The following is a 15,073-nucleotide window of genomic DNA, read 5'->3' on the forward strand; positions in this document are numbered from 1 at the left end:
TAGCACAGCACTTAAGAAAAATGCAAGCCATTTTAATAACTTTTTTTAATCCAATGTTTCTTTAGCTGCATCCCCGTGATCTTCAACGGCCGTTGAACGAAGCACCTTCTTCAGCTTGCTTTCAAATTTCGCGCGAGGTACAAGCACGCTATGTTTGCAGCCCACGCATTTGATTCGAATATCCATCCCCATCCGGATAATCTCCATCTCGTTGGTGCCGCACGGATGCGGCTTCTTCATTTGTACGACATCGCCCAGCTGATATTGTTTTCTCTCCATTTAGGTTCCGGCCGCCTCCTTTCGTTGATACGTTACGACCTTGGGATATGGGATCTCAATTCCAGCGGCTTGAAATGCTTTCCTGATCGCCGCATTCAGCTCGCGGGATACGGCCACCTGCATGTTGGGCTTACATTCCCCCGTTACCCGCAAGGTCACCTCGGAAGCACCGAGCATATGTACCCCTAGTACCTCCGGCTCTTTCACCATATTTACGTTTGTTTCGTATACTTTATTTACCACTTCTTCCAATATACGCATCGCTTGATCGATGTCGGCTTCATAAGCGACAGATACATCAACAACGGCCAATGAGTTATACAGAGAGAAGTTCGTTACTTGATTGATCGTTCCGTTCGGTATAATATGTACCTCGCCTGTCCAACTCTTAAGACGCGTTACACGCAGTCCGATTTCCTCGACCGTACCTTTAAAAGCCCCGACTTGGATTACGTCCCCTACTGCAAACTGATCCTCGAAAATAATGAAAAAACCGGTAATCACATCTTTCACTAAACTCTGCGCACCGAATCCGATTGCAAGCCCGACAACGCCGGCGCCTGCCAGGACCGGGCCAAGATTGACGTTAAATTGGCTTAATATCATCAAGATCATGATGAAATTGACGACATACGTAACAATATTGCCGACCAGCTTGCCGATCGTCTTCGTACGCCGCGAGTCGAATTTCAACGGACTTTTTTCCCTGGCTGTCAATAAATGCTGAAGTCCTGAATTAGCCAATTTCACAACTAAACGTGCACCTATATAAATAAGAATGATTTTGAGAATGACCATGAATAAACCGATCCAAACTTCGGGATTGGATACATACTCCAGCAATTGGGTTTGCATGTGCATCCAGGTCTGCTTCCAATCCTTCAGAGCAGCTGCATCTGCTTGCAGCGATTGATGGATTTGAAACATAAGTAGCTCCCTCCTTGCTTAACTTATCGTAACATACATTCCATTCTTTTTGAAATAAATGCCTCGGATCTCAACCGACTCCGTTCGGATAATCTCCTGCACTTCGGCCAGCGCTTCAGCGGGAAATTCTAATGATAGCGCGCAGCCCGCCGTGATTTCTTTGGGAGTCGGACACATATCGTTCTCGATATTTGCGTATTCGAGCAGCATCTCCGCTCGCAATGCTTGCTGAGTCGAATCGAACGCCATCAGCATCATAGCAGCCGGCCTCCTTCTTGTTTAACCTTTTACTAGACTCGGTTGCTTCCCCCGTTACGGTCGATTCTTTTCCCAATACTACGTATAAAACGTTCCTACGATCCGTATACTAGTAACACTCTACTTATTCCAGATGTTGCTAGCCTTTCCAATCTTACTCCCCTAAGGAGGAACCTGTGATGAAACTGCCTTTTTCCAAAGAGCCATCCCCAGACAAATCGAAAGAGCAAGTCCCAGCTGCTGCCATAAAAGTCATGCATTCCGAATCCAACTGCATAGAGCTCTTATCTGAAGCCTTATTTAAATTCATACAATCGGTTCCCGCCCACCAACCGATCGTCATTGTTTGTGTGGGTACCGATCGTTCGACTGGAGATTCACTGGGCCCTCTCGTCGGCACTCATTTAAAGAAGCTTCAATCGGAAGGTATTCATCTTTACGGTACCCTGGATCATCCCGTACATGCCATGAATCTCAGCGAAACATTAACGACGATCTACCAGCATTTTAATAATCCGTTTATTATTGCAATCGATGCTTGTCTGGGACAATTGACAAGTGTCGGCTGTATTCAGCTCGGCGATGGTCCTGTCAAACCGGGCGCGGGCGTTAATAAAGAGCTGCCTCCGGTAGGCAATATGCATGTAACAGGCATCGTGAACGTAGGCGGCTTCATGGAATACTTCGTCTTGCAGAACACGCGCTTGAGCCTCGTCATGGCGATGTCAGAAACGATTTCCAAAGCGATACACGCGGCACTTCTTATGAGACAGCGCTGGGCCCCTATTCCTTTAGTAAAGATCGATTGATCGCTTCTTTTTCTTCGGGTGATAGCGTATATTTCGATTGTCCTTGCTCAATCGGTTTCGCATAAACATACGTTTGCTCCCGGTTATGTATTCCGCTTAATACGACTCCGTTCTTTTGTTCATCAACAAATGCAACTGAGAAGCTAAGATCGCTGCCGTTCTCTGCAAAAGCATTGTATCGATAAATACCGACATGCGATTTCATACGGTTAAGATGCTCGCGAATTCGCTGAACCGTTTGATCGGCAGCCTCACTGCTTCGTTTCAAATCATTGTATTTCTGCTGCAGATCAATAATAATCTCTTCCATGTTCATACTGCCGGTACCATTAAGCATGGCCGTATATTTTGTTCTCAGTTTATTCAGTTTGACCCATAGCGTGATGACGATGATCATAAATACAACCATGATTGCTGCAGCTGCTACGAATACAACCTCTACCGGAATAATCATCTTCGCTCCCCCATGTGTATGTTTACGACTGCATATGTGCAGCTATTTCTTTCACGGCATCGATCAATTGGTCGATCTCACCCTCTGTCGTAAAACAACCGACGCTTGCTCTCACAGCCCCTCGCTCCAATGTACCGGCTATTTGATGAGCCAGCGGAGTGCAGTGATAACCGGATCGAACCGCGATTCCGAAGGATTGATCGAGTATGAAAGCAATTTCCGATGAATCGGATTGCGCGACGGTGAACGATACAATTCCTGTCTTATTTTGTCCCAGTTCCGGACCTAAAATTTGAACCCCATCAATTCCCATGAGCCCACTCATTAAACGCTGTGTCAATTGCCACTCGTGCTGATGAATCTTCTCCACCGTTTCCTTCTGAATCCACTTGATACCTTCGACCAATCCGGCGATTCCCACTGTATTCTGCGTGCCAGCTTCATAACGATCGGGCCGGACGGTAGGCTGCTCGATTGCTTCTGACTGACTCCCTGTACCCCCATGAAGGAGCGGATCCAAATTAATGTCCGGATGAATATATAAGCCGCCAGTTCCTTGTGGTCCCAGCAGTCCCTTATGGCCGGGAAATGCCAGCATATCAATTCCCATCCGATTTACGTCAATATCGATAGTACCCGCGGTTTGTGCGGCATCTACCAGCAATTTCACTTGATGCTTACGGCAAATTTCAGCCATATCGGCAATTGGCAGGATGCTGCCAAGCAAATTCGAACTATGACTGCATACTACGAGCTTCGTTCTCGACGTTATTAGCGATACAAGATCGTCCGGGTTTAAGTTTCCTTGAGCATCCGTTTTCACATAGCTAACTTGTACACCTTTAGCTGCTTTCAAATATTCCAACGGACGACGAACAGAATTATGCTCGACCGCCGTGCAGATCACATGATCGCCCTCACGAACAAACCCTTTTATCGCCAGATTTAAAGCCATTGTCGTGTTCAATGCATAAGCGATATCGTTGGGATTTTTAATGTGGAACAGACGGGCCAACTGTTTTCTTCCTTCAAACAAAGTACGACTCGCCTTAACCGCTTTCTCGTGACTTCCTCTTCCCGGATTGGCCCCATACTCTTCCATGCACTCGACCATTGCCCGTACTACTTCCGGCGGTTTCGGCCATGACGATGCTGCATGATCCAAATAAATCGTCGACAAGTCCTCTCCTCCTCGATCTCCTGGTTTACCCTAATAACACAAATATAGCATACCTAGATGACCCTGACTTTATCAGGTTTGACCTGGTATGCTATATCATCGATTTGCTAAGACGTTTTCCCTTGTAACAGTTCGAGCAAACGATTCAGATCATCATTCGAGTAATATAACAATTCAATTTTACCTTTGTTATTGCTATGCCTGATTTTAACAGTGGTTCGATACATTTCTCTCAAATTTTCTTCAACTTGATCGATATAAGGATCTTTGCGTTTCGGTTTTTGTTTAGCCTTTTTCGTATCCGCTTTTTCTTCCAGTTTCTTCACTTCTTCTTCAAGCTCCCGAACGCTCCACTGTTCCTTGATCGCCGTATCGGCAAGCGCCTTAATTAGTTTCTTATCCTTTAAGGCCACAATAGCTTTCGCATGTCCCATGGATAATGTTCCACGTGAAACATATTGTTTAACCTCTTCGGGTAGCTGCAGCAAACGCAAAAAATTCGCAATATGAGACCGGCTCTTACCGACTTTTACTGAAAGCAGTTCTTGTGTTAAAGAAAATTGATCAATAAGAGCTTGATAAGCAATTGCAATTTCCATTGCGTTTAAATCTTCTCGCTGAACGTTCTCAATTAACGCAATTTCCATAACCTGCTGATCCGTGAATTTTTTAATTACAGCAGGAATCGTAGGCAAGCCTGAAACCTGAGAAGCACGATAACGCCGCTCCCCTGCTATAATCTCATAACCTTTCAAGACGCTTCGAACAATGATAGGTTGAATAACACCATGCTCTTTGATCGATGAAGCTAATTCCTGTATCGTTTCATCGTTAAAATTCCGTCTTGGCTGATATGGATTCGGTCTCAGCTGTGAAAGTGGAATTTCTACTACTTTATCGTCATCATTGATGCTTAGTGCCGGCAAAAGCGCATCCAGCCCTTTCCCTAATCCAGCTTTCTTATTCAAATTGCAATCACTTCCTTCGCCAGCTCCATGTACACTTCGGCGCCCTTCGATCGCGGATCGTAAGTAATGATCGACTGCCCGTGGCTCGGAGCTTCGCTTAATCTTACATTTCTAGGAATGATCGTTTGATAAACTTTTTGTTGGAAATATTTTTTCACTTCTTCAATCACTTGCATACCTAAATTAGTTCGGGCATCAAACATCGTCAGCAATACGCCTTCAATTTGCAAGGTCGTGTTCAAATGTTTCTGCACCAACCGTACCGTATTCAACAACTGGCTTAAACCTTCTAGCGCATAGTATTCACATTGAATAGGAATGATGACCGAATCGGCAGCCGTAAGGGAGTTCACCGTTAATATTCCGAGGGATGGAGGACAATCAATAAGAATATAATCGAATTGCTGTTTAACCAATTGCAACGATCTCTTCAAACGTACTTCCCTGGAAATGGTAGGTACCAGTTCGATTTCTGCTCCCGCTAATTGAATCGTCGCGGGAATGATCTTCAAATTTTCTATCGCCGTGTCAACCATTGCATCTTTCGGATGTACATCATTAATAAGCACATCGTAGATGCAATATTGAACATCCGCTTTGTTGACACCGATCCCACTAGTCGTGTTGCCTTGCGGATCAATATCCACAAGTAATACTTTTTTACCGAGAGACGCAAGTGATGCACCCAAATTAACGGACGTCGTCGTTTTGCCAACCCCACCCTTTTGGTTCGTGATGGCGATAATTTTAGACAAACCAATTCACCTCAAATAAATACTAGGATAGCCAAACATGTCACAACCGATTACGGTGAAAAAAAGATCATTGAAGAGTTGTGGGTACACTCCCCAATGATTCTACTTCGAACTATTCTATTTTATCGTTTCGGTATACGAATTACAATCTCATAGTGATCGTCGCGGTCATTCTCTTCCGTATTAATCGGCAATCCCGAAGACGTGACCATTTCGACCGATTGTCGGATTGTATTAAGCGCCAGACGAACGTCCTTCGAATACGAAATGCGTTTCGCTTTATTTTTGATTTTGTCCGCCTCTTTTAAGAAGGCAATTCTTGTTTCCGTTTGCTTAACATTCAATTCCTTGGCGATTATTTCTTCTAACACTTTGACTTGAAGCTCATCGCTATCGAGAGACAATAAAGCTCTTGCATGACGCTCCGTAATTTTACGCTCCATTAGCGCGACTTTCACTGATTCGCATAAATGCAGCAGCCTGATTTTGTTCGCAATCGTCGACTGACTTTTGCCAAGCCGCTGCGCTAAGCTCTCTTGTGTCAAGCTATGTAAGTCAATCAATTGTTGATAAGCGATAGCTTCCTCGATAGCGGTTAAGCCTTCCCGCTGCAGATTCTCGATCAAGGCGATAGATGCTGCTTGCGAATCGTTGAATTCGCGAATAATCGCCGGTATCGTTTCTAGACCGAGTTTCTTTACCGCACGCCAACGACGTTCCCCCGCGATCAATTCATACCGGTTGTTGCGGATCCTTAACACAATCGGCTGAATGACGCCATGAGTTCTGATCGTTTGACATAGCTCTTCTATACGCTCATCGTCAAAAACAGTCCGAGGTTGATATGGACTAGGATCGATGTCTTGGACAGGAACATTTTTCACTTCATCTGACGAAGCTTTTTCGCTAAAACCAAACAATTTCGAGATATGTTCCTTCATACCGATAACCACCCGATCTTTTTAACAAAAAATGAAAGGTCTCTGTCTAATAAATATTCTCCAGCCACTAGTCAAATTCCTGCTAATAAAAGAAAGAACTTTCTTGTATGATTCTACAAAAAAAATGAGAAGGCAATGGGTCGAAGCCATCCCTTATCATTGTTTCATCGTACAAAATGTTCCACGTGGAACACCTCATATAAGAGGAGACTTCAATGGCATTCCTGCTTTTCTCGGATAATTGCGTGGAGTAGGTCCCGTTTTCTCGATTAGTACCATGTGTCGGGACGACTCTTCCACCGGAAGCTCGAAATGATGCGTCTGAACCACCTGTCCGTGGAGTTCCCGAAGACTGCGTTTGGCTTCCTGCAATTCAGCCTGCACATCCTGCCCTTTCATAGCCGCGAACATACCGTTGGTCCGGGCAAAGGGCAAACAAAACTCATTTAATACAGCCAATTTGGCAACCGCTCTTGCTGTGACCAAATCGTAACGATCTCGATGCTCGGGAAGTCTGGAAATATCCTCGGCACGCCCATGAACGCAATGAACATCGGTCAATCCTAGTGAACCTGTAAGATGCTTCAGAAACTGAATGCGTTTATTCAATGAATCGACAATCGTCACCTTCAAATGAGGGAAAGCAATTTTTAAAGGAACGCTGGGGAAACCGGCCCCTGAGCCGATATCCGCCAGCGTAGCAATGTCGTTCATCGAAACAAAAAATGATAAAGAGAGAGAATCATAAAAATGTTTGATATAAACTTGTTCTCTCTCCGTAATGCCGGTCAAATTCATTCGCTCGTTCCAATCGATCAATTCCCGATAATACACCTCAAATTGATGCAGTTGATCATCGGACAGCGTAATGCCTTTAGCCATTAACAAATCAACAAAATGCAATTGAACTTGATCTTGTACGGTCATCGTTACCCTCTAGATGCAATGACTTTATTATAATGTTCCAAATGCACCAGCAAAATGGAAATATCGGCCGGTGTCACCCCGGATATACGGGATGCTTGACCGATTGATATCGGACGGATTTTAGCAAGCTTTTGCTTCGCTTCCGTTGCAATTCCATGAATATCTTCGTAGATGATATCGTCAGGAATACGCTTCTTCTCCATTTTACGAAGCCGTTCGACTTGTGCAAGCTGCTTCTCAATATAGCCGCTGTATTTGACCTGAATCTCTACCTGCTCCTTCATATCTTCCGTGAGCTCGACCGGAGACGGTGAAATCGAATGAATATGATCGTAAGTAATCTCAGGACGGCGAAGCAACGACAGCAAGTCGACCGAATTGTTTAATTCCGCGCTTCCCAGAGATTGCAACAATTGTTGAACCTCAGGGGTCGGCTTCGTTTTCGTCATTTTCAAACGTTCGATTTCTTCATTGACCCGCGCTACTTTGTCCAAATAACGTTGGTAGCGACCTTCCGGAATCAGCCCGATATCGTAACCGATTTGGGTTAACCGCAGGTCCGCATTATCATGGCGAAGCAGCAAGCGGTACTCCGCACGCGACGTTAAAAGCCGATACGGCTCGCTCGTCCCCTTCGTCACGAGATCATCGATCAGAACGCCAATATAAGCTTCCGAGCGGTCCAAGATGACGGGTTCTTTGCCAAGCACCTTGCGCGCAGCATTAATTCCCGCCATAATCCCTTGTCCAGCCGCTTCTTCATAACCCGATGTTCCGTTAATTTGACCCGCTGTAAAGAGGTTTTCCACCACCTTGGTTTCCAAGGAAGGCATCAACTGCGTCGGTATTACGGCGTCATACTCTATCGCATAGCCGGTACGCATCATCTCCACCTTCTCAAGTCCCGGAATCGAGCGCAAAATGCTGAGCTGCACGTCCTCCGGCATACTTGTGGAGAGGCCTTGCACATAATATTCCTTCGTATTGCGCCCTTCCGGCTCCAAGAAAATCTGATGCTTCGGCTTATCGCTGAACCGAACGATTTTATCTTCGATCGACGGGCAATAACGCGGGCCCGTTCCCTCGATTGCCCCCGAGAACATAGGAGCCCGGTGCAAATTATCATTTATAATTTGATGCGTTTGTTCCGACGTGTAAGTAAGCCAGCATGGCAGCTGGTTCGGAACTTCCTCCGTCGTATCGTAGGAGAAAAACTTCGGTTTCTCATCCCCGGGTTGAATCGTCGTCTTCGAGAAGTCGATCGTATCTTCATGCACCCGCGGCGGTGTTCCGGTTTTGAAACGAACAAGCTCCAGGCCGTGCTTTCGCAAATCCTCCGACAGCTTCACAGCCGGCTGCTGATTGTTCGGACCGGATTCGTACATCAGTTCGCCCATAATGATCTTGCCGCGCAAATAAGTACCGGTCGTCAGCACAACCGCTTTGCCGTAATACGCCGCTCCCGTTTTCGTAACAACGCCTTTACATACGCCATCCTCAACAATCAGTGTTTCGACCATGCCTTGACGAAGCGTCAAATGATCGGTTTTCTCGATCGTTTCCTTCATCGTATGCTGGTACAGAAACTTATCGGCCTGTGCGCGCAGCGCATGAACCGCAGGTCCCTTGCCTGTATTCAACATCCGCAGTTGAATATACGTCTTGTCGATGTTGCGCCCCATCTCTCCGCCCAGCGCATCGATTTCACGTACGACATGTCCTTTCGCCGGTCCTCCGATCGACGGATTGCACGGCATAAACGCAACCATATCCAAATTAATCGTCAAAAGCAAAGTTTCGCAGCCCATTCGTGCGGCGGCTAGCGCCGCTTCGCATCCGGCATGACCGGCACCGATAACAATAACATCATACTGACCTGCTGTGTAACTCATGCTGACTACCCCCTAACATTACTTATATTATTTCCCTAAGCAGAACTGTGAAAAAATTTGGTCGATCAGTGATTCGCTAACCGAATCCCCGATAATTTCACCGAGATGTTCCCATGCATTGCGGATGTCGATTTGGATCATATCGATCGGCACGAACGACTCGGCCGCTCCATAGGCTTCGGTTAAAGCCGCCTTGGCCAGCTTTAATAAATGAATATGCCGTGCGTTGCTGACGTACGTCAAATCGCTCGATTCGATCTGCCCGCTGAAAAACAAACCTCCGATCGCCTTCTCCAAATCGCTCACACCCTGATGCTCTAGCAGCGACATCCTGACTACACGCTCTTCCCCGAAAGCGTCGATGAGCACCTGCTCATCCAGACGCTGATCCAGGTCCAATTTATTAATAATGGCGATCACCTGCCGACCGGACAATTCCTCGATCATCGCCCGCTCTTCCGGCACCAGCTCTTCCGCACCGTTAAACACCAACAGGATCAAATCTGCATCGCCCAGCGCCTGGCGTGATTTCTCTACCCCAATCTTCTCGACAATATCGCTTGTCTCCCGGATGCCTGCGGTGTCAAGCAGCTTCAACGGAATGCCGTTCACGTGCACATATTCTTCCACCACATCGCGCGTCGTACCGGCGATATCGGTTACGATGGCGCGTTCTTCTTGTGCCAGCGTATTTAAAAGCGATGACTTCCCGACATTAGGACGCCCAATAATGGCGGTCGTCAGCCCTTCGCGCAATATTTTTCCCTGCTGCGCCGAAGCGAGAAGCCGCTCAATATCGTCTAACGCTTCCGTACATTTCGTTTTGATGAAGGCGTTGGTCAGCTCTTCCACATCGTGTTCAGGGTAATCGATATTCACTTCGATATGCGCCATCAACTCGACGAGACGGTGGCGGAGCTCCTTGATCCGTTTGGACAAGCTCCCCTCCGACTGCTTCAATGCGATCTTGAACGCCCGATCCGACTTCGCTCGAATGAGATCGATAACCGCTTCCGCCTGAGACAAGTCGATGCGCCCGTTCAGGAACGCCCGTTTCGTAAACTCGCCCGGCTCGGCCAATCTAGCGCCGTTCTCCAGCAGCAAATCGAGCACCTTGCGCACCGAGACGAAGCCGCCGTGGCAGCTGATCTCCACAACATCTTCCTTGGTAAAGGAACGCGGTGCCCGCATCACGGTAACGAGCACTTCTTCTATACGGGCCCCGCTCTCCGGTTCCCGAATGTGCCCGTAATGCACCGTATGCGTCGCAACGTCCGCCAGCTTTGACTTTCCGCTATAAACACGGTCGCTGATAGCAACGGCTTCGTCTCCGCTCACCCGGATAACCGCAATGCCTCCCTCACCCGAGGGCGTAGCGATCGCCGCTATGGTGTCCTGCATCATGTAAACCACACCTCATTCTCCAAACTTGCATATAACCTGATGCCAAGTATAAGTATGAACATTCATACTTCTTATCAGCTAAAGAAAAAGCAATGAGGTCATTCGAACATGACGTCATTGCAGCATAATTCAACGTAATACGATAACGACGCGACGATTCGGTTCGTCGCCGCGGCTAAATGTCCGCACTTTCGGATGTTGTTGCAGTTGGGCGTGGATGACCTTGCGCTCCTGAGGAGGCATCGGCTCCAACACCACTTCCTTCTTCGTTCGAATGACCCGTTCGGCCAAACGATTAGCCAGCTCCCGCAGCGTCTTCTTCCTGCGTTCGCGGAACTGTTCGGCGTCCAGAACGACGCGCAGATGATGATCGGAATAGCGATTGGCGACGATATTTACCAAATACTGAAGCGCATCCAGCGTCTGTCCCCGTCGACCGATCAGCATGCCAAGCTCTGCGCCGTGCATATGCAGCTCGAACCCATCCTTATCCTCTTTTTGCTCGATGCGTACATCAAGCTGCATCGTGCGAAGCACATCCTGCAAGAACAAGACAGCCTCTTCCATGGCATCGGGCAGCAGCTCCAGCTCTACCTTGGCATCACGCGCGCCAATCAGTCCGAACAACCCTTTGGCGGGCTGCTCCAGAACGTGAACCTTAACCCGATTTTCGGTTGTGCGGAGCTGCTCCAATCCGCTTGTAACAGCGATATCGATCGTTTTACCCGTTACCACGATTTTTTTCATCTCATCCGGCCACCCTTATTTTTTAGATCCGCCTGAACTCGGTTTCAACTCTGCAGAGTTTGCGCCTTTGCTGGGTTTTCCATAAATAAAATAAGTTTGTACAACGGTGAACAGGTTGCTGTATACCCAATACAGCGGAAGCGCCGATGCGAAATTCATCGCCATGACGAAGATCAACACCGGGAAGATAAACATCAAGCTCTGCATCTGCGGAGTCATTTGGGAGGACATCATCTTTTGCTGCAGGTAAGTCGTCAACGCAGCAAGAATCGGCAAAATGTAATATGGGTCCTTCTGTCCAAGCTGCATCCACAGGAACGAATGCGAGCCGATTTCAGGATTCCGCATAATCGCGTTGTACAGAGCGATCAGAATCGGCATTTGCACCAGAATCGGGAAGCAGCCCGCAAGCGGGTTGACGCCTTCCTTCTGGAACAGCTTCATCGTCTCTTCCTGAACTTTCTTCGGGTCGTCCTTATATTTAGCCTGAAGCTTCTTCAGCTCCGGTTGAACTTCCTGCATCCGTTTGGAGCTCTTATACTGCTTGAGCGTCAACGGCAATATGATCAATCGAATAATGATCGTCACGACGAGAATCGATAGACCGTATGATCCTCCCATCAGATCAGCGAACCAATCGAGCGTATCCGACAGCGGACCTACGAAATACTTGTCCCAAAATTTAGTGCGATCGAGCTGTGCATTCGCCGGGCTACACCCCGCCAGCAGCAGCAATGCCGTTAGAGGCATATATTTCAAAAGTCGACGCGTCAAAAGAACATCCTCCCAGCTTCATCTTTTCCAATAATAAACTATATCATATCTTCGGACACAAAGAAACTAATCCGCTTGTTTCGGTTCCCCATTGCGGCGAAGCAGAGAGGCTCTCTTCAGCACGTGAAATACGCTCTTTTCGATCTCGCGATACGACATCTCCACAACCGGCTTGCGCGCGATCAGGATCAGATCGTACCCTCCGGGAATTTTGGGCGCGTTCAGGCGGATAATTTCCTTCAATACGCGCCGGATCCGATTCCGGACGACCGCATTGCCCAGCTTCTTGCTCACGGATACGCCGAGACGGAACGACGCTTGCTGAGGCTGCGCTTTATAATATAGAACGAATTGATGATTCGCCGACGATTTCCCGTGTTTGTACACTTTATCGAAATATTCTCTTTTGGTCAGACGATTTTTCTTTTCCATCGAACATCTCTCCATTTAACGGTTACGGCCGCCTAAGCTTGTCATCATCGTTCCCTAGCCGGGTCTTCTCCATCATAAACAACAAAAAAGACCACCGGACAGTGGTCTTTCGTCTTATGCGCTTAACACTTTTCTTCCTTTTTGGCGGCGAGCTGCGAGAACTTTGCGTCCATTCTTCGTGCTCATTCTTTTACGGAAGCCATGAACTTTCTTGCGCTTTCTGACGTTCGGCTTAAATGTCGGTCTCATTCGGTCGTGCACCTCCTCAGACAAGGATTATTACCAATCCTCGAAAAATACCTTTCAACATTAAACCACTTTACGCTTCAAAAGTCAACTTAGGGTCGGAAAAAAAGTTATACACAGCTTCAGTAAAAAATTGCCGCGCCCCCCCTGTGAATAAAAAAAATCGGATTTTCTCCGAATTTGTCGAATTGCAAACAGGTTATAAACAATATCTTGTGCTGTTGATAACTTTTGTACACAAGGTATAGGGTATGTGGATAAATCGCAACATTCCATTGCGGAGCAGGGTCTTTTTTGTTATCATGAATATGTTTTCTCTTGTGGATACTCTTTATCGACAATAAAGTTATTAACAGCCTGTGGATATCTTTGTGAACAATTTACACGGATTATGTATAATTATAATGTCATAAATCTGTATATTGTGGACAATTCCGACAGCTTTCAATTTTTTTCTACAGCTTCGCCTGTTTCGCAGCAACGGTATTATTCTGAAGGAGTGAATAATTTGTGGAAAGCCATCCTAACGAACAATGGCAGCAAGTCCTTTCCATTTTGCAAAAAAGGGTGAGCAAACCCAGCTACGAAACGTGGCTGATCTCCACAAGGGCCGTCGTCTTTACCGATTCGACCGTCGTCATCTGTACCCCCAACAATTTTGCGCGTGACTGGTTGGAAAACCGGTACACGAAACATATTAAAGAAGCGGTTTACGATTACTCCGGCAAACAAATCGAGCTAAAATTCATTATTGAATCCGATGACGAGCCTGAAGAGTCAGGCGCCCCTTCCACACCTGTCACTCCCGCAGCGAAAGCCAAACCCATCGCCGAAGAGCCGTTTGCTCATATGATGAACCCGAAATATACGTTTGATACGTTCGTCATCGGCGCCGGCAACCGGTTCGCACATGCCGCTTCCCTCGCAGTGGCCGAAGCGCCGGCAAAAGCTTACAATCCGTTGTTCTTGTATGGCGGCGTGGGACTAGGAAAAACGCACTTGATGCACGCCATCGGCCATTACGTACTGGAGCATAATCCGAGCGCACGCGTCATGTACATCTCGTCCGAGAAGTTTACCAACGAGTTCATTAACGCGATCCGCGATAACCGCGGCGAGAGCTTCCGCAACAAGTACCGGAGCATTGACGTGCTCCTTATCGATGATATTCAGTTCCTGGCGGGAAAAGAACAGACGCAGGAAGAATTTTTCCACACGTTTAACGCGCTGCACGAGGAGCGGAAGCAGATCATCATCTCCAGCGATAGGCCGCCTAAAGAAATTCCGACGCTGGAAGAGCGGCTCAGATCCCGGTTCGAATGGGGCTTGATTACGGACATTCAGCCGCCGGATCTGGAGACCCGGATCGCCATTCTTCGTAAGAAGGCTAGAGCGGAGAATCTCGATATTCCGAACGAAGCGATGGTCTACATCGCCAACCAGATCGACACGAATATCCGTGAGCTGGAAGGCGCGTTGATCCGCGTCGTTGCCTATTCTTCGCTGATTAACGAGGACATTACGTCCCATCTGGCCGCTGAGGCGCTGAAGGATATTATCCCCAGCAGCCGGCCTCGAGTCATTACCATACAAGATATCCAGCAGAAGGTCGGCGAGTTTTACGGCTTGAAAATCGAGGATTTCAAAGCGAGGAAACGAACGAAGAGCGTCGCTTTTCCACGGCAAATCGCCATGTATTTAGCCCGCGAAATGACGGATTTCTCTCTGCCTAAGATCGGCGAGGCGTTCGGTGGACGCGACCATACGACCGTCATACACGCCCATGAGAAAATTTCCGAGGCGATCAAAGCCGACCAGGAATTATATAAAATTATTCAGAACCTTACCGAAAAAGTGAAAAACGTGACGTTGTAGACCTTTGATCGTTCCTATTTGTCGATAACTCACACCTGAATAACTTGAAGCCTATGCACAAACTATTCACATGTGGATAGGCTTTCTTTTTGCGTTGTTCACCCACATATCCACATATTCAGGCCCCCTACTACTACAACTAAATAAAAAAAACATGTAAAATAGATAAATACGCCCATTCAGACCATTCTAGAACCTGTAGGAG

At 47.2% G+C, this 15,073-nt stretch carries 17 protein-coding genes; 2 read left to right on the forward strand and 15 right to left on the reverse strand.

Features of this window, described 5'->3' with window-relative positions; all coding sequences use genetic code 11:
• Positions 1–45: 45 nt before the first annotated feature.
• From ACZ439_RS13395 to ACZ439_RS13405, 3 genes are read right to left on the reverse strand one after another with little or no spacing between them, the layout of a single operon-like run.
• Positions 46–279 carry a DUF951 domain-containing protein gene (locus ACZ439_RS13395; RefSeq protein WP_054796107.1) on the reverse strand — a complete coding sequence of 78 codons (234 nt, stop codon included), beginning with the start codon at positions 277–279 and terminating at the stop codon, positions 46–48.
• On the reverse strand, positions 280–1,206 hold the full coding sequence (locus ACZ439_RS13400) for a mechanosensitive ion channel family protein (protein ID WP_127605338.1): 927 nt from the start codon (positions 1,204–1,206) through the stop codon (positions 280–282).
• Between the two features lie 18 nt (positions 1,207–1,224).
• Positions 1,225–1,464: a putative Se/S carrier protein gene (locus ACZ439_RS13405; RefSeq protein ID WP_054796106.1), complete on the reverse strand. Its 240-nt coding sequence runs from the start codon at positions 1,462–1,464 to the stop codon at positions 1,225–1,227.
• 179 nt (positions 1,465–1,643) lie between these two features.
• On the opposite strand from ACZ439_RS13405, the gene yyaC reads away from it, so the two are divergent.
• The gene (yyaC, locus tag ACZ439_RS13410) at positions 1,644–2,273 is read left to right on the forward strand and encodes a spore protease YyaC (protein WP_464621094.1); all 630 of its coding nucleotides are present in this window, start codon (positions 1,644–1,646) and stop codon (positions 2,271–2,273) included.
• Here the strand turns inward: yyaC and ACZ439_RS13415 are convergent.
• The 12 genes from ACZ439_RS13415 to rpmH form a co-directional block, all read right to left on the reverse strand.
• The gene (locus ACZ439_RS13415; protein WP_054796105.1) at positions 2,248–2,727 is read right to left on the reverse strand and encodes a DUF4446 family protein; all 480 of its coding nucleotides are present in this window, start codon (positions 2,725–2,727) and stop codon (positions 2,248–2,250) included. The genes yyaC and ACZ439_RS13415 overlap by 26 nt on opposite strands.
• A 22-nt stretch (positions 2,728–2,749) precedes the next feature.
• A complete protein-coding gene (locus tag ACZ439_RS13420) occupies positions 2,750–3,907 on the reverse strand; it encodes an aminotransferase class V-fold PLP-dependent enzyme (protein WP_054799217.1) in 1,158 nt (385 codons plus the stop codon).
• 107 nt (positions 3,908–4,014) lie between these two features.
• Positions 4,015–4,875: a ParB/RepB/Spo0J family partition protein gene (locus ACZ439_RS13425; RefSeq protein ID WP_141336315.1), complete on the reverse strand. Its 861-nt coding sequence runs from the start codon at positions 4,873–4,875 to the stop codon at positions 4,015–4,017.
• Positions 4,872–5,630, reverse strand: coding sequence for a ParA family protein (locus tag ACZ439_RS13430; protein WP_127605348.1), 759 nt, complete (start codon positions 5,628–5,630; stop codon positions 4,872–4,874). Before ACZ439_RS13430 ends, ACZ439_RS13425 begins: the two co-directional genes overlap by 4 nt.
• Positions 5,631–5,752: 122 nt before the next feature.
• Positions 5,753–6,571: a nucleoid occlusion protein gene (noc, locus tag ACZ439_RS13435; RefSeq protein WP_054799228.1), complete on the reverse strand. Its 819-nt coding sequence runs from the start codon at positions 6,569–6,571 to the stop codon at positions 5,753–5,755.
• Positions 6,572–6,766: 195 nt separating this feature from the next.
• Positions 6,767–7,498 (reverse strand): 16S rRNA (guanine(527)-N(7))-methyltransferase RsmG, encoded by a 732-nt coding sequence (gene rsmG / locus ACZ439_RS13440; protein ID WP_054796104.1) that lies wholly within the window; start codon positions 7,496–7,498, stop codon positions 6,767–6,769.
• Between the two features lie 2 nt (positions 7,499–7,500).
• A complete protein-coding gene (mnmG, locus tag ACZ439_RS13445) occupies positions 7,501–9,390 on the reverse strand; it encodes a tRNA uridine-5-carboxymethylaminomethyl(34) synthesis enzyme MnmG (protein ID WP_054796103.1) in 1,890 nt (629 codons plus the stop codon).
• Positions 9,391–9,417: 27 nt separating this feature from the next.
• Entirely contained in the window at positions 9,418–10,794 is a 1,377-nt protein-coding gene (mnmE, locus tag ACZ439_RS13450) for a tRNA uridine-5-carboxymethylaminomethyl(34) synthesis GTPase MnmE (RefSeq protein WP_127605355.1), read from the reverse strand.
• Positions 10,795–10,923: 129 nt separating this feature from the next.
• Positions 10,924–11,541: an RNA-binding cell elongation regulator Jag/EloR gene (gene jag / locus ACZ439_RS13455; protein WP_127605357.1), complete on the reverse strand. Its 618-nt coding sequence runs from the start codon at positions 11,539–11,541 to the stop codon at positions 10,924–10,926.
• A 15-nt stretch (positions 11,542–11,556) separates the two neighbouring features.
• On the reverse strand, positions 11,557–12,315 hold the full coding sequence (gene yidC / locus ACZ439_RS13460; protein WP_127605359.1) for a membrane protein insertase YidC: 759 nt from the start codon (positions 12,313–12,315) through the stop codon (positions 11,557–11,559).
• Positions 12,316–12,381: 66 nt separating this feature from the next.
• The gene (gene rnpA, locus ACZ439_RS13465) at positions 12,382–12,747 is read right to left on the reverse strand and encodes a ribonuclease P protein component (protein WP_054799215.1); all 366 of its coding nucleotides are present in this window, start codon (positions 12,745–12,747) and stop codon (positions 12,382–12,384) included.
• A 114-nt stretch (positions 12,748–12,861) separates the two neighbouring features.
• On the reverse strand, positions 12,862–12,996 hold the full coding sequence (gene rpmH / locus ACZ439_RS13470; protein WP_054975180.1) for a 50S ribosomal protein L34: 135 nt from the start codon (positions 12,994–12,996) through the stop codon (positions 12,862–12,864).
• 507 nt (positions 12,997–13,503) lie between these two features.
• Between rpmH and dnaA the strand changes: the two genes are divergently transcribed.
• Positions 13,504–14,868 (forward strand): chromosomal replication initiator protein DnaA, encoded by a 1,365-nt coding sequence (gene dnaA, locus ACZ439_RS13475; protein ID WP_127605361.1) that lies wholly within the window; start codon positions 13,504–13,506, stop codon positions 14,866–14,868.
• The last annotated feature ends 205 nt before the right edge of the window (positions 14,869–15,073 follow it).

The sequence above is a fragment of the Paenibacillus sp. JCM 9796 genome (genome assembly GCF_055379675.1).

Coding starts and splice junctions, on each gene's coding strand:
- rnpA (WP_054799215.1), bottom strand. CDS start 12,747: ATGGAAAAGAAAAATCGTCTGACCAAAAGAGAATATTTCGATAAAGTG.
- ACZ439_RS13400 (WP_127605338.1), bottom strand. CDS start 1,206: ATGTTTCAAATCCATCAATCGCTGCAAGCAGATGCAGCTGCTCTGAAG.
- mnmG (WP_054796103.1), bottom strand. CDS start 9,390: ATGAGTTACACAGCAGGTCAGTATGATGTTATTGTTATCGGTGCCGGT.
- rsmG (WP_054796104.1), bottom strand. CDS start 7,498: ATGACCGTACAAGATCAAGTTCAATTGCATTTTGTTGATTTGTTAATG.
- jag (WP_127605357.1), bottom strand. CDS start 11,541: ATGAAAAAAATCGTGGTAACGGGTAAAACGATCGATATCGCTGTTACA.
- yyaC (WP_464621094.1), top strand. CDS start 1,644: ATGAAACTGCCTTTTTCCAAAGAGCCATCCCCAGACAAATCGAAAGAG.
- ACZ439_RS13415 (WP_054796105.1), bottom strand. CDS start 2,727: ATGATTATTCCGGTAGAGGTTGTATTCGTAGCAGCTGCAGCAATCATG.
- ACZ439_RS13405 (WP_054796106.1), bottom strand. CDS start 1,464: ATGATGCTGATGGCGTTCGATTCGACTCAGCAAGCATTGCGAGCGGAG.
- ACZ439_RS13395 (WP_054796107.1), bottom strand. CDS start 279: ATGGAGAGAAAACAATATCAGCTGGGCGATGTCGTACAAATGAAGAAG.
- noc (WP_054799228.1), bottom strand. CDS start 6,571: ATGAAGGAACATATCTCGAAATTGTTTGGTTTTAGCGAAAAAGCTTCG.
- mnmE (WP_127605355.1), bottom strand. CDS start 10,794: ATGATGCAGGACACCATAGCGGCGATCGCTACGCCCTCGGGTGAGGGA.
- rpmH (WP_054975180.1), bottom strand. CDS start 12,996: ATGAGACCGACATTTAAGCCGAACGTCAGAAAGCGCAAGAAAGTTCAT.